The organism is Methylobacterium sp. SD274, assembly GCF_017355285.1.
Lineage (GTDB): Bacteria > Pseudomonadota > Alphaproteobacteria > Rhizobiales > Beijerinckiaceae > Methylobacterium.
This window is the reverse complement of record NZ_JADIJP010000027.1, coordinates 44735-64159: the sequence shown is the minus strand read 5'-3', so window position 1 is coordinate 64159 and position 19425 is coordinate 44735. Positions and strand designations below refer to the sequence as shown.

The following is a 19425-nucleotide window of genomic DNA, read 5'->3' as shown; positions in this document are numbered from 1 at the left end:
TGCCCTCTCGAACTACACCAACCTCGGTGGTCAGCTGACCGTCTTCTCGCTGCCGAACTAATCGGTCGCACGAAGTCTGAGACAATAGGGTGCCGGCGCGGGTTTCCGCGCCGGCACCTTTATGATTAGATCGTTATTAAGAACACTTCGAACGTCGGTCGAACGGGCCGACGGTTGCTCCTGGGAGAAACGTCGTTGCAGTATCAAAGCAAAGCCGCCATCCGTCCGCTCGTGGCCGCCCTCGTTTTCGCATTCGCTTCCGCCGGCGCCGTTCAGGCCCAGGATGCCAAGCCCGCCGCTGATCCTGCCGTTGCGAACCAGCTCGATCCGAATGCTCCTGAAAAGGACGCCAAGCTGATCGACAAGTATCAGGCGGTGAAGGTCGAAGACGGCAAGTATTCCGACGGGGATGGCGCCCCGACCTACCACATCACCAACGACGGCAAGAAGTTCGACTGGTACGCCTATTCCGGCTACCGCCGCTACCATGCCGAGTGCCACGTCTGCCACGGCCCCGACGCCATGGGTTCGACCTACGCGCCCGCCCTCAAGGACTCGCTGAAGCGCCTGTCTTATGAGGAGTTCGTCGGCATCATCGCCGGTGGCAAGCAGGACATCAGTTCGAGCGGCACCAACGTGATGCCCGCCTTCGGCGATAACAAGAACGTGATGTGCTACGCCGACGACCTCTACGTCTACCTGAAGGCCCGCGCCTCCGGTGCCATGCCGCGCGTGCGTCCGACCGACAAGGAAGACAAGCCGGAAGCGGCCAAGAAGGCCGAGAAGGAGTGCCTGGGCGGCTAATGGCACGCTTTGGCTCCTTTACCACGACGGTTTGCGCGCTCCTGCTGATCTCGGCAGGGGCGCGTCCCGCGTTGGCGCAGTCGCTTCCCGACCTCGTCACCACGGATGTCCTGCGCGTCTGCGGCGACCCGGGCAACATGCCGTTCTCCGAGCGCAAGGAGAACGGATTCGAGAATAAGATCGCGGCGATCCTCGCCGACGAGCTCAAGGTCAAGCTCCGCTATTACTGGCTGACGCAGGGGCCCGGATTCGTTCGCAATACGCTCGGAACCGGGTTGTGCGACCTGATCATCGGCTCGGCTGCCGGCGGTGAGCTGGTCCAGCACACCAATCCCTACTACCGCTCCAGTTATGCCCTGGTGGTCCGCAGCGGCGAGCTCGACGACGTGACCCGGCTCGACGATCCGAAGCTCAAGGGCAAGTCCATCGGTGTCATCGGGGGGACGCCACCCGTGAACCGGATGGGTGAGCTCGGCTTGATCGCGTCGATGAAGGCCTACGCTCCCTACCAGCTCGATCCTTCGCGCAAGTACCAGACGGTCTCTGCCGAGGTCATCGGTGATCTCGCTGAGAAGACAATCGACGCCGCGATCCTGTGGGGGCCGGCCGCGGGTTGGCTCGCCAAGCAGAGCGGTGTCGCCATGAAGGTCGTGCCGCTGCTGCAGGAGCCTGATCGTCCTGCACTCACCTTCCGCATCGCCATGGGCGTGCGGATGGAGGAGAACGATTGGAAGCGCAGCCTCAACACGATCCTGCGCAAGCGCAGGGCCGATATCGAGAAGGTTCTGCGCGACTACGACGTCCCGTTGCTGGAGGACGAAGGCAACAAGCTGCTCGAACCGGCCGCGCCCTGACAGGTCGTCAGGACTCGCGGGGTTTGGTATGAGCCCCCAGGTTCGAGCGGAGAGAGTGGCAATGCGACGATGGCGGATCGGCCTTGCGGTCGGAGCTCTCTTCGCCTTGGGTGCTGTGGGGATCGTCGCGGTCGACCGCGCCCAGATCGGCCGCGTCGCACCCGAGCTCGTCGCCGAGCCTGAACGGGCCGACCGTGTTCTCGTCGAGAAGTCGGCCCGCCGCCTGACTCTTCTGCGTGAGGGCCGCGTTCTGGCGACCTATCCCGTCTCTCTCGGATTCTCTCCCATCGGTCACAAGCAGCGGGAGGGCGACGGGCGTACGCCTGAGGGGCTGTATTCCATCGCCTACCGCAACCCGCTCAGCGTCGCCCATCTTTCCCTGAAAGTGTCCTATCCGAACGAGGCCGATACGCTGGCCGCCCATGACGGCGGCTACGAGCCGGGCGGCGACATCATGATCCACGGGATCATGAACGGCTTCTCCTGGCTCGGCCGGCTCCATCGGCTGAAGGACTGGACCAGCGGCTGCGTCGGCGTGGCCAATGACGAGATGGCGGCCATCTACGCGCGGGTGGATGTGGGAACGCCCGTCGAACTGCGTCCCTGAGTGGGCGGATCTCAGTCCCGCACGATACCGGTAGTGTCGAGCTTCGACAGGGCTTGGCTCACGGTCTCCGGCCCGATGACCAGATCCGGCGCGATCTCGGCGAGCGGAACGAGGACAAAGGCGCGCTCCCGCACGAAACGATGCGGTAGGACGAGACGCTCGTCGGAGATCGCTGCCCCCTCATACGAGAGCACATCGATATCGATGACGCGTGGCCCCCAGCGCCGCTCGCGCACGCGACCCATCGCGGTCTCGATGGTGAGACCTGTCTCCAGCAGGTCGTGGGGAGTCAGGTCGGTCTCGACGGCGATGGCCGCGTTGAGGAACCAGTCCTGATCGGTATCGCCCCAGGGGGGCGTGCGGTAATCGCTTGACCGTGCCGTGAGATGGATGCCCGGGCTGGCTTCGAGCCGCCGGATGGCTTCGGCGATGGTCGCGGCCTTGTCGCCGATATTGCTGCCGAGACCGAGATAGGCGGCACTCATCGCGGGAGTCCGGCCCGGCTGCGCAGGATCGAGATGGCGACGCCGTCGATCACTGCCGGTACCGGCGCGCTCGGCTTGTCGACCCGCACGACGATGCTGTCCACGCCCTCGAACCGCTTGAGGATCTCGGCGGCGATGGCCTCGGCCAGAGCTTCGATGAGGGCGAAGCGCCGGGTGGTGGCGATGCGCACGACGATCTCGGTAAGGTCGGCATAGCTCACGGTCTTTGCCACATCGTCCGACAGACCGGCCGGCCGCAGGTCGATCCGGCAGTCGAGGGAGATGTAGAAGCGCTGGCCGATCCGCGCTTCCTCTTCGAGGAGGCCGTGATAGGCGAAGACGGCGATGCGTTCGACCAGGATGCGGTCGGTCATGAGGCTGTCCGCATCACGGCGTCGACCACGCGAAGGGCGTCGACATGGGGCGCCACATCGTGGACGCGGACGATGTCGGCCCCCAGCGTGGCGGCGAGGACATGGCTCGAGAGCGAGCCGAACAGGCGATCCACCGGCTTCGTCTCGGCATCGTGCAGGCGCCCGAGCATCGACTTGCGCGAGACGCCGACGAGGACGGGAAAGCCCAGCGCCTTGATCTCGGGCAGGCGCCGCAGGGCTTCGAGATGCTGGGCCCAGCTCTTGCCGAAACCGATCCCCGGATCGAGTACGATGTCCCTATCCGAGATGCCGGCGCGGCGGGCGATGTCGAGGGATCGCGCGAAGAAGCGCAGCATGTCGGCGATGATGTCGATCGCGGGATCGATGGTCTCGCGATTGTGCATCACCATGACGGGCGCGCCATGGGCAGCCGCCACGCGGGCGATGTCGGGCTCGCGCTGCAGGCCCCAGACATCGTTGACGATGCGCGCACCGGCCGCCAGCGCCACGTCGGCGGTGGAAGCCTTGTAGGTGTCCACCGAGATGGGGACCGCAAGGCGCGGGGCGAGATCGCGGATGACGGGCAGGATGCGGGCCTGCTCCTCCTCGGCCGACACGGGCGTATGGCCCGGCCGCGTCGATTCTCCGCCGATATCGACGAGGGCCGCCCCTTCCGCCACGAGCGCGCCAGCCTGGGAGCGTGCCGCCTCGACACCCTCGAAACGTCCGCCATCGGAGAAGGAGTCCGGGGTGACGTTGAGGATGCCCATGACGAGCACGCGCCCTCCTAGACCGGGCAGAAGGGTTTTCAGGATCGGAGGAGAAGACGTCACGGGAGCTCTTCGACGAGGGATCGATCTCTATGCTGTAGACCAGGATGGTCCCATTCTTCCACCTCATCCTGAGGTGCCGAAGCAAAGCGAAGGCCTCGAAGGAGGCCTCCAGGTCGTGTCGCGAGGACTGGAGGGCGCCTTCGAGGCCACTTCGCGGAGCCCCGGGATGAGGTGGGTGGATAGGAGCACCGAATCTGGGGTGGATCCCGCCGGTTACACTCCGCCGCGATAGCAGCGGATCTCGGCTTCGGCCTGGGCACGGCGAAGATCCGCGACCTTGTCGTCGAATACCTTGGTCGATTTGAATTCGTTCGAGCGGGCGCCGATGCCTTGGCGCATGGACAGGACCGTGCTCGCCTGGACGTATTTGTCATAAGTCAGGATCGACGCGAGGGCGTCGATGGAGCAGGAGCAGCGAGAGAGCGCTTCCCGCGATTGTCCGTTGGCCGCCATGCAGCCGAACACGTAATCGGCCCGTGCCTCGGTGGGGTAATCGTTCTCGCTCTCCACGGCCTGGGCCGGTGCGGAGGCGACGCCGAGCGCGAGAGCGATAAGACCGCCTTTAGCCAGCATTCGGATCATAAGTCAGGTTCTCCTGGAGAAGCTCGCCGCCATCCTTGGACTTCGACTGCGCTTCGATGGAGAGCAGCTCGCCGGGCACGGCAGACGACGTCACGAAGGTGTATTTCAGGTTCTCGAGGCCGCGCATGCGGTCCTTCATCTTGTCGTCGATGAAGGGCTGCACCTCAACGCGCCAGGCATCCACGGTCTGCCCCTTCACGGTCGCCGTCGTCGCGGTCACCGTCGCGTTGTCTCGCAGGGCCTTGCGGATCCCGTTCTTGATGTAGCGTGGGTTGGCCGAGAGCACCTTGGCGAGGTCGATGAGGTGATGTTCCAGAAAAAGGGTCATCACCGGGTTGCCGGGCATGTCGTTGAACGGGCCGGCGGGGAAGCGGTTCGCGCCCGAAAACATCTGTACGCGGATCGTCCGGTTTTCCGGCGCCGCACCGGGCTCGATGGTGAGCTTGATCTGGTCGTCCATGGTCGGGCCGAACGGACCCTTGGAGATGCCGCTGCGCCGGAGATAGGCGTAGGTGAGGGTCGAGCCCGGCGGCACGTTCTTCATCTGCGGCTCTTCGAAGAGCAGGTCCGAGGCGTTGGGCGAGGTGGCGGTGTTGGCCTTGGTGACAGCGGGCGCATCGGCCGGGGGCGTACCCTGCGCCAGGGCGGGCAGGCCGGCAAACGAAAGAGCGAACGCGACGAGAACGGGCTTCACAGGGGAGCATCCTCTTTCAGGGGCGGTGGCGCAACACGATCCACGTTGCTGCCGATCGTCCGGTAGACATAGTCGGGCGGTGTCTCGGCCGCCTCTTCCTTGGCGAGTTCCCGCACCTTCGAATGGAGGGGGGAGAGCGAGCAGGCTGGGTCGGTGGCGGCGGCATCGCCGGCCAGAGCCAGCGCCTGACAGCGGCAGCCGCCCCAATCCTTCTCGCGCCGGTCACAGGAGCGGCACGGCTCCTTCATCCAATCCGTCCCGCGATAGGCGGTGAAGGCCGGGGAATTCGCCCAGATATCGGCGAGCGAATGGTCGGAGACGTACCAGAATTCGAGATGCTTGATGGTCTCGGCGGCGTGGCAGGGGAGCACCTTACCGGCTGGCGTGACGTTCATCAGCTTGCGGCCCCAGCCGCCGGCGCAGGCCTTGGGGTACTTTGCGTAATAATCGGGCACGACCAGATCGATGACGAGCTGGCCCTTCAGCCGCTCGCGCGCCGCCTCGACGATACGGATCGACTGATCGACCTGGGCCTTGTCCGGCATCAAGGCGGCGCGGTTCACATAGGCCCAGCCGTAATACTGGGTGTGGGCGACCTCCAGGCGCTTGGCGCCGAGCTTGACGGCCAGATCGATGAAGCCCTCGACCTCGTGGATGTTGCCCCGATGGATCACGGAATTCAGTGTCAGCGGAAGGCCGAGCTGGGTCACGCGTTCGGCAAAGGCGAATTTCTGCGGCTGAGCGTTCTTCAGGCCGCCGATTTTCTCCGCGTTGGCCGCGTCGACGCCTTGCACCGACAACTGCACATGGTCGAGGCCCGCGTCGTAGAGGGCGTCGAGCTTGGCCAGGGCACCGCCGACGCCCGACGTGATGAGATTGGAATACAGGCCCAGCTTGGCGCAGGTCTGGGTGATCTCGACGATGTCGCTGCGGGCCGTGGGCTCGCCGCCGGAGAGGTGGACATGCAGCACGCCGAGACCCGCCGCCTCCGTCAGCACGCGCTGCCATGTCGCCGTGTCGAGCTCGCCCGAGCGCCGGTCGAGTTCGAGCGGGTTCGAGCAATAGGGACAGCGCAGGGGACAGCGATGGGTCAGCTCCGCGAGGAGCCCGACCGGAGCCGGCAGGGAAGGGGTATTCGGCGTGATGGCGTTCATCGCTCCAGAACCCGTTTCGTGGCGAGGTCGTTGAGCATGGCCAGGACGTCGACCTCGATCACGTCCGGGTCGGCGGTGAAGGTCTCGGCGAGCTTCACCGCAATGTCTCGCACGCTGCGCTGCCCATCCACGAGGGACAGGACCGCCACGGCATTGGCGTCGAGGTCGAAGGTGCGCTCGGGCGCCAGCAGTACGTGCTGGCCGCGGACCTCGTCGTGGCGCAGGCGCACGCCGCGAGGCAGACGAGGCACGTCGCCCGACCGGATCGTGCCGGTGCCGGCCGCCTGCGCCACCTCGGGCACGAGGCCGGTGCCGGGCGTCCAGGCATCCGGCGGGGTCATGCCCGGAGCCACATAGGAGAAGTAGAGCGCGTCGAGCTGCGTCCAGAGCACGTTGCACTTGAAGGTCAGCGCGGCCATGGCCTGACGCTGCAGTTCGGGCGTCGTGGCGTGCTGCTTGACGTAGTCGATGGCGAATTCCGCATCGCGGGGGGCCTGGGTCAGGCGCTTGTCGAAATAGGCCAGCGTGTCCTTGGTGATGAAATCGTAGTTCTTCAGCATCCCGGCCACGCGCTCGGAGATGATCGTCGGCGAGAACATCTCGGTGAGCGAGGAGGCGATGGCCTCCAGCAGCGAGCGCTCCTTCACGAAATGCACGTAGGCATCCACCGAGAAGCGCGTCGCCGACAGGATACCTTGCGTGGATTCCACGTAGTCGCGACGGAAGCCGACGCCCTCGGCCAGCTTGAGCCAGCGCTCGATGCCGCCATCGCCGGGTGCGTCGCCATCATGATCGACGATGCGCTGGCGCCAGACGCGGCGCAGGCTCGCATCCTCCATGCGGGCGAGCACGGCGGCGTCCTTCACCGGGATCATGGCCTGGTAATAATAGCGGTTGAGGGCCCAGGCCCGGACCTGGTCCTTGTTCAGCTTGCCGTCGTGAAGCAGGCGGTGGAACGGATGCAGGTTGTGATAGCGCCTCGCGCCGATGTCCCGAAGCGCCGCTTCGAGTTCTTCGGGGCTGAGCAGGCGCTGGGACTCGTCGGTCTTGGGCGTGGGGAAAGGCGCGGTCATGGCGTAGCTCGGCGTTTCGACGAAGGGCGGCGAGGAGAACTCTTCTTATAGATGGCGCCGATTTCCGTGAAGGCCACGGACATGGACCGCACAATCCCATTGGACGCAATATAAGGTGGCGGCATTAAAATGCCAGCCGGGCGCCGATCTAGAGCGCCAGGGTCAGCCCGTCATGGGCGACGGTCCAGCCTTCCGCCTCCACCGATCGGCGTTCGTCCGATTCTTCCACCAGCACAGGATTGGTGTTGTTGATGTGAACGAAGACGCGGCGACCGATTTCCACATCGGCGAGCGCGGCGATCGATCCGCCCTGTCCCGTCATCGGCACGTGGCCCATGCGCCATCCGGTCTTCACGCCGACCCCGGCGCGGATCATGTCGTCGTCGAGCAGCACGGTCCCGTCGAACAGAAGCGCGTCGACACCCGATATGCGTCGCTTCAGCCCATCCGTGACGCGGGCGCAGCCGGGAATATAGGCGAGGCGACGCCCACCGGACTCGATCATCGCACCCACGGTGGTCTCGGTCTCTGCGCCGATCTCCATGGTCTCGTCCTCGAGCCAGAGCGGCACCTTTCCCGGCACCGAGAACAGTGTGACGGTCAGGCCGGGAACCGGCTCGAAGGCATGGTCGAGGGCGATCTTCTCGCGCGACACCACGTCGGCGGCCATCACGTCGAAGACCCGGTTGGCGTTGACCGAATCGAGGATGCCGGAGGTGGCGTAGAGCGTGTAGGGCTGGCCTTCGCGCAGGGTGAGCAACCCTGCCACGTGGTCGACATCGCCATTCGTCAGAAGCACGGCATGGATCGGCGAATGGCGCAGGCCTTCGCGCGGATGCATGGCCGGATTGTCGAAGAGTTGCTGCCGGATGTCCGGCGAGGCGTTCACCAGGAGCCAGCGCTCGCCATCGGGCGACACGGCGATGCTTGACTGGGTTCGAGGGCGCACCTTCGAGGAATCCTCGCGGGCGAGCGAGCAGATGGGGCAGCGGCAATTCCACTGGGGAAGGCCGCCGCCCGCGGCCGAGCCGAGGATCACGACATGCATGGCTGAACCGGCGCTGCCTCGATCCTCGAGCACGACATGATGTCTTAGTTGAAGGTGTCGATCTCAGCCGACTCGTAGCTGGTGACTTCCATGCCGACACAGATCTCGGAAACGACGGGGGCAGCCCAGGTCATGGTGTTTCTCCTAGATGGTTTCTTGAACGTCAGCAGCGTCCAGATCTCGCTTAAGAAGATCCTAAGACACTGACGGCGCAGTCATTTCTGTCGCGGGAGCTATATCGACAATTCCGCCGGACTCTTCAAGCGATAAATTGCCGGATCGTCCCGGAACAAGCCGAGAAAGCGCATCGTGCTCAGTGGCGGAAATCCTGGCCCCGCAGGTCGAGCATGAAGCCCCGGCCCCGCACGGTAACGATGACCGGCCCGCCGAACCGAACGAAATCGGACAGCTTGGTACGTAGGTAACCCACGTAGACATCGACGACATTCAGCGACAGGCCGCCCTGGCCCGCCCATAATTTGTCGAAGATGTCGCCGCGCGACACCGGCTGGTTGGCCTTGTCCATGAGGAGAGCGAGGAGCTCCGCCTCGCGCGGCGTGAGGCGCGCCGTCGCATCCCCGAGGGAGACCTGACGGATGTTGAGATCGAGGACGAGCTTGCCTGCGGTGACGATGGTGCGCGGCTGGTCCGATTCCTTACGGCGCAGGAGATGCGTCTGCAGCCGGGCGAGGAGTTCGTCGAAGACGAAGGGCTTGACGATGTAGTCGTCGGCCCCGAGCGCCAATCCTTCCGCCCGGTCACGGACCTCGTCGCGCGCCGAGAGGAACAGGATCGGGCCGGGATAGCCGCCTTCGCGCAGGGAGCGGCAGACATCGTGGCCGGACCCGTCGGGCAGGGTGATGTCCAGGACGACGGCGCCGGGCGCCTCGTCACGGGCGGAGGTGAGGGCGTCGTCCACGCAACCGGCTACGCCCACGGAGAACCCTTCGGCCTCCAGGCCCCGCGCCAGCATGGCCCTGATGTCGCTGTCGTCCTCGACGATGAGCACTCGCGTCATGCGGCGCTGTCCTTCCGCTTCGTTTCCTGTCCGTCCCCGGGATCGAGATCGAGGATGGGCAGGACGAGCGTCACGCGCGCGCCCTGCCCATCCTCGCCCGCACCGAGGCTGATCGCCCCATCATGGCGCTCCGTCACCCAGCGCGCCAGTGCCAAGCCGATGCCAAAGCCCGATTCCCCGGAATGGCCCTCCCGCCGGAAGCGCTCGAACAGATCCGCACCCGCCGCCGGGAAGCCCGCGCCGTCATCCGTCACCGTAATCGTGGCGGAACGCGCCTCGTCGACGGTGAGTCCCACGACCACGCGCGTCAGGCCCGTCGCGTGCCGCAAGGCGTTGTCGATGAGGCTCTCCACCACCTGCCGCAGCCATTCCCTGTCCGCCAGGAGCGTGACGTCGCGGCGGCCCGGTTCGAGGGTCAGGGCCACCCGCCGGCGCGCCGCCTCAGAGGCCGCGCTGTCCACCGCATCGGTGAGGATGGCCACGGCGCTGGTGGCGCGCCGGTCGAGCTCGATCTGGCCGGATTCGGAGCGCGCGACCCGCAGGAGATCCTCGACGCGGCGCTGCAAGCGGAGTGCCCGCTTACGGATGGTGGCGAAGACCGGCGCGTAATCGACCCCCGGCCTGCCGGCCGAGCGGGCGGCGATGTCGCATTCGCCGAGGATGACCGTGAGCGGCGTGCGCAGCTCATGGCTCACATCGGCGAAGAAGCGCCGGCGCGACCGGTCCACCGCCTCCAGGCGCTCGTTGGCCGCCCGCAGGTCGGTGGTCCTCGCCTCCACCGTATCCTCGAGGGCAGCGCGGTCGGCGGCGAGCCGCCCCTCGCGCCGGGCGAGGCGTGCGGCCATGCGGTTGAAGTTCGCCACCAGCAGGCCGAGCTCGTCCCGCGTCGCCACCGACAGCCGCGTATCGAGCTCGCCGCGCCCGACGGCGCCCGCCGCCCGCCGCACCGCTTCGATCCGTGCCAGGGTCGGCCGGGTCACCGCCCGGTACAGGACGAAGACGAGGGCCAGCGCCAGGACGACGGCGGCAAGCGACGCGATCCGCAGGGTCGAGGACAGGTGGCGCGCCTCGTCCGAACCCGCGATCATCGAGCGGCGCTCGACTTCGATGAGAAACGAGAGCGGCTGGCCGGTCATGGCGCCGAATCCGTTCAGCGCGCCGCGAATGGTGTTGCGCCGCTGCTCTTCCTCCGACTGGCGCAGGACCTGGGAGACCTGCCGGTCGAGGATGGCCCGGGCAGAACGGAGCTGAGCGAGCGGACGCGTGCGCGCCGCGTATTGCATCCGGTCGAGGGGATCGTCGCTGACGGCGATGCTCTTGCCGAGAGCCTCGTCGACGGCCACCAATGCCCGGTCGACATTGGCCCGGGCGATGGCGAGCCCTTCCGGCTGTGCATCGGGATTGCTCACCGCCTCCAGGGCCGCGAGCCCGTACTGGGTCATTCGCCCGGACAGTTCCACCAGTAATTCGAGCCGGCCCTGTGCCGCGAGCGTCCGATCAATGGTGCGTTCGGCCGCGCCGATGGAGCCCAGCACCCCCAATGCCGCCAGGACGACCAGAAGTGCTGCGCCCCCGAGCAGCAGCGCGAACCTCACCTTCAAAGAGCGCATCGCTTATGGCCGCCCGTGTCTCGCCGTTCCCCGGAGGGTGAGCGATAGCGCAATCCGCCAGGGCGTCCAGACCCATCACGGATGGGACCGGGTCACAGGTCTTTTGGCAGGCTCTCCCGCGCTGCGCAGCGCCACCGCGTCACGTGCCATTCGGGGTGGCTCTCCTGCCAGGTGGCGAGCGCGCTCTGAGCGGTGCGCAGGCAGATGAACGGGTTCGTCGCCTCGTAGGACAGGGAGATCCTGTCCTCCTTGCACTGGGAGGGCTGTGCCGCGAGGCAGATGGAGAGCAGGATCAGCATGGGGCGAAAGCCTCGAGCCGCGAATGACAATCCGGCAATGGTCCGCCAGACCGGCGGGCGGACGCAAGAGCGGATGAGGGCGTTCGCACGCGTAGGGTTGTCGCGGACGACAGGGCCGTCGGGAGCATCCCCCCTCTCGCCGAGTGCGGAGAGAGAGAGGGGGGATGCGCACCGTCGTTGCGTCGGTCTCGCCCCCGGAGAGGAGAGGCGAGCCGATGGATCAGGCCTTCTTGCGCGTGGCCGGCTTCTTCGCCGTGGTGGTTTTGGCAGCACTCGTCTTTGCTACCGTCGCCGTGCTTTTCGCGGCCGTCCCGGCCGGTTCCTTGGCCGCCGTCGCCTTGGTCGCCGCCTTCTTGGCGGGAGCCTTCGCCGTCCCCGCCTTGGTCGTGGTCTTGGCTGCCGTCTTGGTCGCGGTCTTGCGGGCCGGAGCCTTCTTCTTGCTGCCGCCCGCCGCTTCGCGGGCGGCGATCAGTTCGAGCGCCTGGGGCAGGGCGATGTCCTCGGCGGCCATGGTCTTGGGCAGGGTCGCGTTGGTGGTGCCGTCGGTAACGTAGGGGCCGTACTTGCCCGATTTCACCACGATGGCCTTGCCCGTCTCGGGATGCGCCCCGAGGGAGCGGCCGGGATCGGAGGCGGGACCCCGACGACCGCCACCCTGCTCTTTGGCAACGATGAGATCGATGGCGCGGTTGGCGCCGATCTCCAGCACGTCGTCGTCGCGGCCGAGATTGGCGTACATTTTTCCGTGCTGGACGTAAGGTCCGAACCGCCCGAGATTGGCCAGGATCGGCTCACCGGTCTCGGGGTGCTTGGCGACTTCGCGGGGGAGGGAGAGCAGGCGCAGGGCCTTCTCCAGATCCACCGCGGAGGGGCTGAGCCCCTTGGGCAGAGAGGAGCGCTTCGGCTTCTCCGCGCCCTTCTCCGTCGACGCCTCGCCGAGCTGTACGAAGGGGCCGAAGCGGCCATCGCGCAAAGTTACCGGCAGGCCGCTGACGGGATCGTTGCCAAGCACGCGGGTGCCCGGCTGACCGCCGTTCTCGGACGAGCCATCGCCCTCGCCCTCGACGCCGGAGGCGGCGAGCTGGCGGGTGTACTTGCACTCCGGGTAGTTCGAACAGCCGACGAAGGCGCCGAACTTGCCGAGCTTGAGCGACAGCTGGCCTGAGCCGCAGGTCGGGCAGGTGCGCGGGTTCGAGCCGTCCGCCTTTTCGGGGAAGATATGCGCCCCGAGGAGATCGTTCAGCGCGTCCAGCACCTCGGTGACGCGGAGCTCCTTGGTTCCGGAGATCGCGGCCGAGAAATCCCGCCAGAAGTCTCGTAGCACTTCACGCCAGTCGATCTCGGCATTCGAGACCCGGTCGAGCTGGGTCTCGAGGTCGGCGGTGAAATCGTACTCGACGTAGCGCTTGAAGAAGCTCTCGAGGAAGCCGGTGACGAGGCGGCCCTTGTCCTCGGCGACCAGGCGCTTCTTCTCGATCTTCACGTATTCGCGGTCGCGCAGGGTCTGCAGCACGGCGGCGTAGGTCGAGGGCCGGCCGATGCCGAGTTCCTCCATGCGCTTGACGAGGCTGGCCTCGGAATAGCGCGGCGGCGGCTCGGTGAAGTGCTGAGTCGAGACGATGCGCTCGCGCTTCAGCGCGTCGCCCGCCTTCATCGGCGGCAGGCGCTTGCCGTCCTCGTCCTCCTCGTCGTCCTTGCCCTCCTGGTAGAGGGTCAGGAAGCCGTCGAACTTCACCACCTGACCGGTGGCCCGCAGCTCGATCCTGCGCGGGCCGACGGAGGCGACGATGTCCACCGTGGTGCGTTCGAGCTCGGCCGATTCCATCTGGCTGGCCACCGTGCGGGTCCAGATCAACTCGTAGAGCTTGGCCTGTTCGGCGTCCACGTAGCGGGCTACCGACTTCGGTAGCCGGCTCATGTCCGTAGGACGCACGGCCTCGTGGGCCTCCTGGGCGTTCTTCGCCTTGGCGCTGTAGCGGCGCGGCGCGGTGGGGAGGTAGCGCTCGCCGTATTCCTTGCCGATGACGCGACGGGCGTCGGCGATGGCCTCCGGCGCCATGTCGACGCCGTCGGTCCGCATGTAGGTGATGAGACCCACCGTCTCGCCGCCGATCTCGACACCCTCGTAGAGCTTCTGCGCGGCGCGCATGGTCTGGGCGGGAGCGAGGCCGAGCTTGCGCGAGGCCTCCTGCTGGAGTGTCGAGGTGGTGAAGGGCGGGGCGGGGTGGCGCTTGGCGGGCTTCGCTTCCACGCTGCCGACCTCGAACGTGGCGAGTTCGAGGTCGCGCTTGAACGCGGCGGCGTCCTCGCCGTTGCCGACGTCGAGACGCTGGATGCGCTTGCCGTCGGCACCGACGAGACGCGCCTCGAACACCGCGCCCTCCTGGGTCACCAGGGTCGCGACCAGAGACCAGTATTCGCGGGGCTTGAACGTCTCGATTTCACGCTCGCGCTCGCAGACGAGGCGCAGGGCCACGGACTGGACGCGGCCGGCCGAACGGGCTCCGGGCAGCTTACGCCACAGGACCGGCGAGAGGTTGAAGCCGACGAGATAATCCAGGGCGCGCCGCGCCAGATAGGCGTCGACCAGGGCCTGGTCGATCTGGCGCGGGTTGCGCATGGCGGTGTCCACCGCCGCCTTGGTAATCGCGTTGAAGGTCACGCGCTCGATCGGCATGCCCTTGATCGCCTTGCGGGCGTTCAGAGCCTCGACGACGTGCCACGAGATGGCCTCGCCCTCGCGATCCGGATCGGTGGCGAGGATCAGGCCGTCGGCACCTTTCAGCGCCCTGACGATCTCCGAAACGCGCTTCGAGCCGCGGTCGTCGAGCTCCCACAGCATGCGGAAATCCGCCTCCGGGTCGACGGAGCCGTCTTTCGCCGGAAGGTCGCGGATATGGCCGAACGAGGCGAGCACCTCGTAGTCGCGGCCGAGATATTTGTTGATCGTCTTGGCCTTGGCCGGCGACTCGACGACGACGACTTTCATGTGCGGATCAGCCTCTCGTCAGCGCCCGAGCTGCCGCCGGGGCTCGCAGCCGGCGGGGTTCACACCCGTCGGGACTCACAAATTGTGTGCAAGACGTAAAACATGGCCTGGCACCATGGCCGGCCCGGCGCTTGGCGGGGGACAAGTGGGTCAAGGGCGCGGGGTTGTCAAATCGGAAGGAGCCCGGGCCTTTGCAAGATCCGGTACCTGTCAGATCCCCGCATACCATTCGTAGCCGCGATCCTCCCAATAACCGCCCTGACCGTCTCCGATCCCGGACAGGCTCTCCACGACCTCGATCCGCATGACGTATTTGGCGTGTTTGTAGCCGAGCTGGCGCTCGACCCGCAGGCGCAAGGGCGCGCCGTTCGAGACGGGCAGGGCCTTGCCGTTCATGTCGTAGGCCAGGATCGTCTGCGGATGGAAGGCGTCGGTGAGGTCGATGCTCTCGTAGTACCGGATCGGACGACCGTTCGGACCGCCATCGCCGGCCTCTATCTCCGCCACGTCCCCACCCTCGAGACCGCCACCGGCCATCTCCATCGTGTCGGCGCAATGGAACACGGCGTAGCGCGCATTCGGTTTCAGCCTCGCCCGGGTCAGGACTTCGCCGAGCGGAACGCCCGTCCACTTGCCGATGGCGCTCCACCCCTCGACGCAATCGTGCCGGGTGATCTGGGTCCGGGAGGGCAGGGCGCGCAGATCCGCGAGGGACAGGTCCTGCGGTTGTTCGACGAGGCCGTCGATTTTCAGCCTGAAGGTCGCGAACCCGGCCTTGGCCAGGGTCTTGTAGTCGTCGTCCGGAGGGTCGATCGTCCCGTTCGGCTTGAACCAGGGCGAGATGTCACCTTCGTAGAACTCGTGGGCGAGGGAGGTGGGCGTCAACAGGAGACGCTGCACGAACAGGTTGGCATCCTCCCCGAGCTTCAGCGTGCGCCGTCCCCAACCGGTGCCGGCGATGCGGTCGCAGCCGCCGAGGAAGGCGGAACCCAGCAAGCCGGCCGCGCCGGTGAGGATGCCGCGACGGTTGGAAGCGCGCGTCATCGGCCCTTCCTCGGATCGGAGGTCTCGCCCGGGTAGGAAGTCTTGCCCGGATCGGAGGTCTTGGTCGTCTCGATCACGAACCAGCCGGTGACCATGCCGCGCAGATTGTTCCAGGCCCCCGAGACCAGCACCAGTGCCACATGGACGAGGGTGAAGAGCACCAGCAGGTTCGTGACGATGAAATGGACGGTCCGCGCCGATTGCCGGCCGCCGAACAGGGCGGGCAGGGGCAGCACGGCGTTGAAGCCCGGCGACATGGCGAGGCCCGTGAGCAGCATCAGCGGCAGGAGGATGGCAATCACCACGAGGTAGCTCAGTTTCTGCAGCGTGTTGTAGCGCCGGGCCTCGTCGCCTTTCGGGAAGGTCAGGGTGAGGTGCTCGCGGACCGAGCCGCCGAAATTCTTCAACTGGTCTCTCTGAGGCACGATCCGGCGGCGCAACTGGCCGCTCTCGAGGCCGTAGATGAGATAGATCAGCCCGTTGATCACGAAAGCCCAGGCGAACAGGAAGTGCCAGCGGCGCCCGGTGGCGAGGTCCTGCTGCGCCGGCAGGGTGATCCAGGCGGGGAAGGCCCGGCCCGTGGCCTGTCCCTGCACGGTGGAGAGGCCGAGCCAGCCGGTCGTGTCGATTGCGTGATCGCCGATCCTGACGATCCCCCGCGCCGCGCCCTCCGCCGTCTCGTCGTTCGTGATGGCGAGGAGCGGCGCGTCGAAGGTCGAGGCCGAGCCCCAGTACAAAGCCGGATGGGCGTTGAAGATCTGCAGCCCGCTCATCAGCAGCACGGCGAGGCAGACGAGGTTGATCCAGTGCGCGGCCCGGATCACCGCGGGGTGGCGGAAGACCCAGCGGCGTTGGATCGTCTCGATCCGCTCGTCGGGCCGTCTCGTCGTGCTGGCTGCCAAGGGGCGGACTCCGGCCTCGAACATGTCTCGCGCCCATCCCGAATGACCGGGTGCGCGCATGCTCGGCGAGACTACGAGCCAGGGGGGGAAAGGTTACACGTCCCGGACTTCTTGCCGGGCTCCTTGCCGCTCCCCTTCCGCCTCCCTATAGCCATGGTCTCAGAATGACCGTCGCACCCGCCTCCTTCCCCCATCGGCACCTTCTCGGCATCGAGGGGCTGTCGCGCCCCGATATCGAGGCCCTCCTCGACCGGGCGGAGGATGCCGTGGCCCTCTCCCGCCAGGTGGAGAAGAAGCGCACCACCCTGCGTGGCCGCACCCAGATCAACCTGTTCTTCGAGCCCTCGACCCGCACCCAGAGTTCGTTCGAGCTCGCGGGCAAGCGTCTCGGCGCCGATGTGATGAACATGCCGGTGGCCTCTTCCTCGGTGAAGAAGGGCGAGACCCTCATCGATACGGCTGCCACCCTCAACGCCATGCGGCCCGACATCATCGTCGTGCGCCACCACTCCGCCGGGGCCGTGCATCTCCTGGCCCGCAAGGTGGATTGTTCGGTGGTCAATGCCGGTGACGGCGCCCACGAGCACCCGACCCAGGCCCTCCTCGACGCGCTCACCATCCGCCGCAACAAAGGGCGGATCGAGGGCTTGAGGGTGGCGATCTGCGGCGACGTCCTGCACAGCCGCGTCGCCCGCTCCAACATCATCCTGCTCCAGGCCATGGGCGCCCGGGTGCGGGTCATCGGCCCCTCGACGCTGCTCCCCACCGGGATCGAGCGCTTCGGCGTCGAGGTCTTCACCGACATGCGCAAGGGCCTCGAGGGCTGCGACATCGTGATGATGCTGCGGCTCCAGCGCGAGCGCATGAACGGCTCCTTCGTGCCCTCGGTGAAGGAGTATTTCCGCTATTTCGGCCTCGATGCCGAGAAGCTGGCGCTGGCCGCGCCCGACGCCCTGGTGATGCATCCGGGACCCATGAACCGCGGCGTCGAGATCTCGTCCGAGATCGCCGACGGGGCGCAATCCCTGATCCGCGAGCAGGTGGAGATGGGGGTCGCCGTCCGCATGGCGGTCCTCGAAGCCCTCGCGACGCATCTGCCGAACGCCTGATGGTCATGACCGGACACGTCCTCCTCACCCATGCCAGCCTCCTCGATCCGGCTACGAGCCGCGAGGGGCCGGGCCATGTCCTCGTCCAGGACGGCCGCATCGCCGATATCGCCTGGGGCGCGGCACCCGCTGCCCCCGAGGGCGCCGAGATCGTCGATTGCGGCGGCCATGTCCTGAGCCCTGGCCTCATGGATCTCCGCGCCTTCGTCGGCGAGCCGGGCGCCGAGCACCGCGAGACCCTGGCCAGCGCCAGCGCGGCGGCGGCGGCCGGCGGGGTCACCACCCTGGTCTGCATGCCGGACACCAACCCGGTCATCGACGGGCCGGCCATCGTCGACTTCGTCCTGCGCCGCGCCCGCGACACGGCCTGCGTCACCGTCCTGCCAGCCGCCGCCATCACCAAGGGGCTGGCCGGCCAGGAGATGACCGAGTTCGGCCTGCTGCAGGAGGCCGGTGCCGTCGCCTTCACCGACGGCCTCAAGGCCGTTCGCAACGCCCAGGTGATGCGCCGCGCGCTCACCTATGCCCGCGATTTCGACGCCCTGCTGATGCAGCACGTGGAGGAGCCCGACCTCGTCGGCGAGGGCGTGATGAACGAGGGCGAGATGGCCTCGCGCCTCGGCCTCGTCGGCATCCCGCGGGAGGCCGAGACGGTGATGCTGGAGCGCGACATCCGCCTCGTGCGCCTTACCGGGGGCCGCTACCACGCCGCCATGATCTCCTGTGCCGATTCGGTGGAGATCGTGCGGCGGGCCAAGCACGACGGCCTGTCCGTCACCTGCGGCGCCTCGGTGAACAACCTCGTCCTCAACGAGGGCGATATCGGCCATTACCGCACCTTCTGCCGGCTCTCGCCGCCGCTGCGGCACGAGACCGACCGCCTCGCCCTGGTGGAGGCCCTGAACGAGGGCGTGATCGACGTCATCGTCTCCGATCACAATCCCCAGGATGTCGAGACCAAGCGCCTGCCCTTCGCCGAGGCCGCCGATGGGGCGCTCGGCATCGAGACCCTGCTCGGCGCGGCGCTCCGCCTCGTCCATACCGGCGACGTGGCGCTGCCTCGCCTGCTGGAGTCCCTCACCGTCACCCCGGCGGCGATCCTGCGGCGCGAGGCCGGGCGTCTCGCCGTCGGCGCGCCGGCCGATCTCGTGCTGATCGATCCCGACCTGCCCTACGTGCTCGACAAGCGGACCCTGAAGTCGCGCTCCAAGAACTCGCCCTTCGACGAGGCGCGGCTGCAAGGTGCTGCAATCCTGACCATGGTCGGCGGGCACGTCGTCTACCGGGCCGCGCAGGGTACGGAGGCGGCGGCGTGAACCCCCTGCTCGATGCCGGCTGGCCTCTCCTGCTCGCGAGCCTCGCCGGCGGTTACCTCGCCGGCTCCATCCCGTTCGGGCTGATCGTCACGCGTTTCGCTGGCCTCGGCGACGTCCGCGCTATCGGCTCGGGGAATATCGGCGCCACCAACGTGCTGCGAACCGGCCGCAAGGGGCTCGCCGCCGCGACCCTGCTCGGCGATGCGCTGAAGGGTACCCTCGCCGTGCTGGCGGCGAAACAATTCGGCGAAGGTGCGGCCTTGGCGGCCGGGCTCGGCGCCTTCCTCGGCCACCTCTTCCCGGTCTGGCTCGGGTTCAAGGGCGGCAAGGGCGTCGCCACCTTCCTCGGCGTGCTCCTCGCCTTCAGCCCCATCGGGCTCGCCGCCTTCGCGGCGGTCTGGCTCGGCCTCGCCTTCACGTTGAAATACTCGTCGCTCGCCGCGCTTGCCGCCTCAGCCGCGACACCCATCGTCCTGTGGGTGGCGGGACAGCCTGCGGTTGCGCTGCTCTTCCTCATGCTCGCGATCCTGCTATGGTGGAAGCACGCTCCCAACATCCGCCGACTGCTCGACGGCTCCGAGGGGCGGATCGGGCAGAAGGGCTGACCTTCCGTCGAGGGAGGTCCGGGGC

At 67.2% G+C, this 19425-nt stretch carries 21 protein-coding genes; 6 read left to right on the top strand and 15 right to left on the bottom strand.

Features of this window, described 5'->3' with window-relative positions; genetic code table 11:
- The first annotated feature begins 195 nt into the window (after positions 1 to 195).
- From IPV08_RS19765 to IPV08_RS19755, 3 genes are all read left to right on the top strand, one after another.
- Positions 196 to 804: a c-type cytochrome, methanol metabolism-related gene (locus IPV08_RS19765; RefSeq protein WP_056424425.1), complete on the top strand. Its 609-nt coding sequence runs from the start codon at positions 196 to 198 to the stop codon at positions 802 to 804.
- A complete protein-coding gene (gene xoxJ, locus IPV08_RS19760; protein ID WP_207413130.1) occupies positions 804 to 1658 on the top strand; it encodes a rare earth element methanol dehydrogenase accessory protein XoxJ in 855 nt (284 codons plus the stop codon). Before IPV08_RS19765 ends, xoxJ begins: the two co-directional genes overlap by 1 nt.
- Before the next feature lie 61 nt (positions 1659 to 1719).
- Entirely contained in the window at positions 1720 to 2265 is a 546-nt protein-coding gene (locus IPV08_RS19755) for a L,D-transpeptidase family protein (protein ID WP_207413129.1), read from the top strand.
- Between the two features lie 11 nt (positions 2266 to 2276).
- On the opposite strand, the gene folK is transcribed toward IPV08_RS19755, so the two are convergent.
- The 15 genes from folK to IPV08_RS19680 form a co-directional block, all read right to left on the bottom strand.
- On the bottom strand, positions 2277 to 2750 hold the full coding sequence (folK, locus tag IPV08_RS19750) for a 2-amino-4-hydroxy-6-hydroxymethyldihydropteridine diphosphokinase (protein ID WP_207413128.1): 474 nt from the start codon (positions 2748 to 2750) through the stop codon (positions 2277 to 2279).
- Positions 2747 to 3124 carry a dihydroneopterin aldolase gene (gene folB, locus IPV08_RS19745; protein ID WP_207413127.1) on the bottom strand — a complete coding sequence of 126 codons (378 nt, stop codon included), beginning with the start codon at positions 3122 to 3124 and terminating at the stop codon, positions 2747 to 2749. Before folB ends, folK begins: the two co-directional genes overlap by 4 nt.
- Complete coding sequence (gene folP / locus IPV08_RS19740; RefSeq protein ID WP_207413126.1) at positions 3121 to 3957, bottom strand: dihydropteroate synthase; 837 nt, start codon at positions 3955 to 3957, stop codon at positions 3121 to 3123. Before folP ends, folB begins: the two co-directional genes overlap by 4 nt.
- A 213-nt stretch (positions 3958 to 4170) precedes the next feature.
- Positions 4171 to 4539: a hypothetical protein gene (locus tag IPV08_RS19735; protein ID WP_207413125.1), complete on the bottom strand. Its 369-nt coding sequence runs from the start codon at positions 4537 to 4539 to the stop codon at positions 4171 to 4173.
- A complete protein-coding gene (locus tag IPV08_RS19730; RefSeq protein ID WP_207413124.1) occupies positions 4520 to 5233 on the bottom strand; it encodes a hypothetical protein in 714 nt (237 codons plus the stop codon). The genes IPV08_RS19735 and IPV08_RS19730 overlap by 20 nt, the downstream gene beginning before the upstream one ends.
- Positions 5230 to 6387: a pyrroloquinoline quinone biosynthesis protein PqqE gene (gene pqqE, locus IPV08_RS19725; RefSeq protein ID WP_056256323.1), complete on the bottom strand. Its 1158-nt coding sequence runs from the start codon at positions 6385 to 6387 to the stop codon at positions 5230 to 5232. Before pqqE ends, IPV08_RS19730 begins: the two co-directional genes overlap by 4 nt.
- The gene (gene pqqC / locus IPV08_RS19720) at positions 6384 to 7460 is read right to left on the bottom strand and encodes a pyrroloquinoline-quinone synthase PqqC (protein ID WP_056424405.1); all 1077 of its coding nucleotides are present in this window, start codon (positions 7458 to 7460) and stop codon (positions 6384 to 6386) included. Before pqqC ends, pqqE begins: the two co-directional genes overlap by 4 nt.
- Positions 7461 to 7608: 148 nt before the next feature.
- Positions 7609 to 8508, bottom strand: coding sequence for a pyrroloquinoline quinone biosynthesis protein PqqB (gene pqqB, locus IPV08_RS19715; RefSeq protein ID WP_056424402.1), 900 nt, complete (start codon positions 8506 to 8508; stop codon positions 7609 to 7611).
- A 44-nt stretch (positions 8509 to 8552) separates the two neighbouring features.
- A complete protein-coding gene (gene pqqA / locus IPV08_RS19710) occupies positions 8553 to 8642 on the bottom strand; it encodes a pyrroloquinoline quinone precursor peptide PqqA (protein WP_018043604.1) in 90 nt (29 codons plus the stop codon).
- Positions 8643 to 8821: 179 nt separating this feature from the next.
- The gene (locus IPV08_RS19705; RefSeq protein ID WP_056424399.1) at positions 8822 to 9526 is read right to left on the bottom strand and encodes a response regulator transcription factor; all 705 of its coding nucleotides are present in this window, start codon (positions 9524 to 9526) and stop codon (positions 8822 to 8824) included.
- The gene (locus IPV08_RS19700) at positions 9523 to 11136 is read right to left on the bottom strand and encodes a HAMP domain-containing sensor histidine kinase (RefSeq protein ID WP_207413123.1); all 1614 of its coding nucleotides are present in this window, start codon (positions 11134 to 11136) and stop codon (positions 9523 to 9525) included. The genes IPV08_RS19705 and IPV08_RS19700 overlap by 4 nt, the downstream gene beginning before the upstream one ends.
- Before the next feature lie 92 nt (positions 11137 to 11228).
- The gene (locus IPV08_RS19695) at positions 11229 to 11435 is read right to left on the bottom strand and encodes a hypothetical protein (RefSeq protein ID WP_056424393.1); all 207 of its coding nucleotides are present in this window, start codon (positions 11433 to 11435) and stop codon (positions 11229 to 11231) included.
- A gap of 220 nt (positions 11436 to 11655) precedes the next feature.
- Entirely contained in the window at positions 11656 to 14424 is a 2769-nt protein-coding gene (topA, locus tag IPV08_RS19690; RefSeq protein ID WP_207413122.1) for a type I DNA topoisomerase, read from the bottom strand.
- Positions 14425 to 14634: 210 nt separating this feature from the next.
- A complete protein-coding gene (locus IPV08_RS19685) occupies positions 14635 to 15468 on the bottom strand; it encodes a molybdopterin-binding protein (protein ID WP_207413121.1) in 834 nt (277 codons plus the stop codon).
- A complete protein-coding gene (locus IPV08_RS19680) occupies positions 15465 to 16370 on the bottom strand; it encodes a cytochrome b/b6 domain-containing protein (protein ID WP_207413120.1) in 906 nt (301 codons plus the stop codon). The genes IPV08_RS19685 and IPV08_RS19680 overlap by 4 nt, the downstream gene beginning before the upstream one ends.
- Before the next feature lie 164 nt (positions 16371 to 16534).
- Here IPV08_RS19680 and IPV08_RS19675 point away from each other — a divergent pair, with 164 nt between their 5' ends.
- Genes IPV08_RS19675 through plsY form a run of 3 tightly spaced genes read left to right on the top strand, consistent with a single transcriptional unit; the run spans position 16535 to position 19400 of the window.
- Positions 16535 to 17479 (top strand): aspartate carbamoyltransferase catalytic subunit, encoded by a 945-nt coding sequence (locus IPV08_RS19675; protein WP_207413119.1) that lies wholly within the window; start codon positions 16535 to 16537, stop codon positions 17477 to 17479.
- Between the two features lie 5 nt (positions 17480 to 17484).
- Positions 17485 to 18795, top strand: coding sequence for a dihydroorotase (locus IPV08_RS19670; protein WP_207413118.1), 1311 nt, complete (start codon positions 17485 to 17487; stop codon positions 18793 to 18795).
- Positions 18792 to 19400, top strand: a complete 609-nt coding sequence (gene plsY, locus IPV08_RS19665) for a glycerol-3-phosphate 1-O-acyltransferase PlsY (RefSeq protein WP_207413117.1) — start codon at positions 18792 to 18794, stop codon at positions 19398 to 19400. Before IPV08_RS19670 ends, plsY begins: the two co-directional genes overlap by 4 nt.
- The last annotated feature ends 25 nt before the right edge of the window (positions 19401 to 19425 follow it).

Bases quoted from the DNA above. Each gene is read 5' to 3' on its own strand.
- IPV08_RS19700 (WP_207413123.1), bottom strand. From the start codon at position 11,136: ATGCGCTCTTTGAAGGTGAGGTTCGCGCTGCTGCTCGGGGGCGCAGCA.
- folK (WP_207413128.1), bottom strand. From the start codon at position 2,750: ATGAGTGCCGCCTATCTCGGTCTCGGCAGCAATATCGGCGACAAGGCC.
- IPV08_RS19695 (WP_056424393.1), bottom strand. From the start codon at position 11,435: ATGCTGATCCTGCTCTCCATCTGCCTCGCGGCACAGCCCTCCCAGTGC.
- IPV08_RS19735 (WP_207413125.1), bottom strand. From the start codon at position 4,539: ATGATCCGAATGCTGGCTAAAGGCGGTCTTATCGCTCTCGCGCTCGGC.
- IPV08_RS19755 (WP_207413129.1), top strand. From the start codon at position 1,720: ATGCGACGATGGCGGATCGGCCTTGCGGTCGGAGCTCTCTTCGCCTTG.
- IPV08_RS19675 (WP_207413119.1), top strand. From the start codon at position 16,535: ATGACCGTCGCACCCGCCTCCTTCCCCCATCGGCACCTTCTCGGCATC.
- IPV08_RS19670 (WP_207413118.1), top strand. From the start codon at position 17,485: ATGACCGGACACGTCCTCCTCACCCATGCCAGCCTCCTCGATCCGGCT.
- pqqA (WP_018043604.1), bottom strand. From the start codon at position 8,642: ATGACCTGGGCTGCCCCCGTCGTTTCCGAGATCTGTGTCGGCATGGAA.
- pqqB (WP_056424402.1), bottom strand. From the start codon at position 8,508: ATGCATGTCGTGATCCTCGGCTCGGCCGCGGGCGGCGGCCTTCCCCAG.
- topA (WP_207413122.1), bottom strand. From the start codon at position 14,424: ATGAAAGTCGTCGTCGTCGAGTCGCCGGCCAAGGCCAAGACGATCAAC.
- IPV08_RS19705 (WP_056424399.1), bottom strand. From the start codon at position 9,526: ATGACGCGAGTGCTCATCGTCGAGGACGACAGCGACATCAGGGCCATG.
- pqqE (WP_056256323.1), bottom strand. From the start codon at position 6,387: ATGAACGCCATCACGCCGAATACCCCTTCCCTGCCGGCTCCGGTCGGG.
- pqqC (WP_056424405.1), bottom strand. From the start codon at position 7,460: ATGACCGCGCCTTTCCCCACGCCCAAGACCGACGAGTCCCAGCGCCTG.
- IPV08_RS19685 (WP_207413121.1), bottom strand. From the start codon at position 15,468: ATGACGCGCGCTTCCAACCGTCGCGGCATCCTCACCGGCGCGGCCGGC.
- folB (WP_207413127.1), bottom strand. From the start codon at position 3,124: ATGACCGACCGCATCCTGGTCGAACGCATCGCCGTCTTCGCCTATCAC.
- xoxJ (WP_207413130.1), top strand. From the start codon at position 804: ATGGCACGCTTTGGCTCCTTTACCACGACGGTTTGCGCGCTCCTGCTG.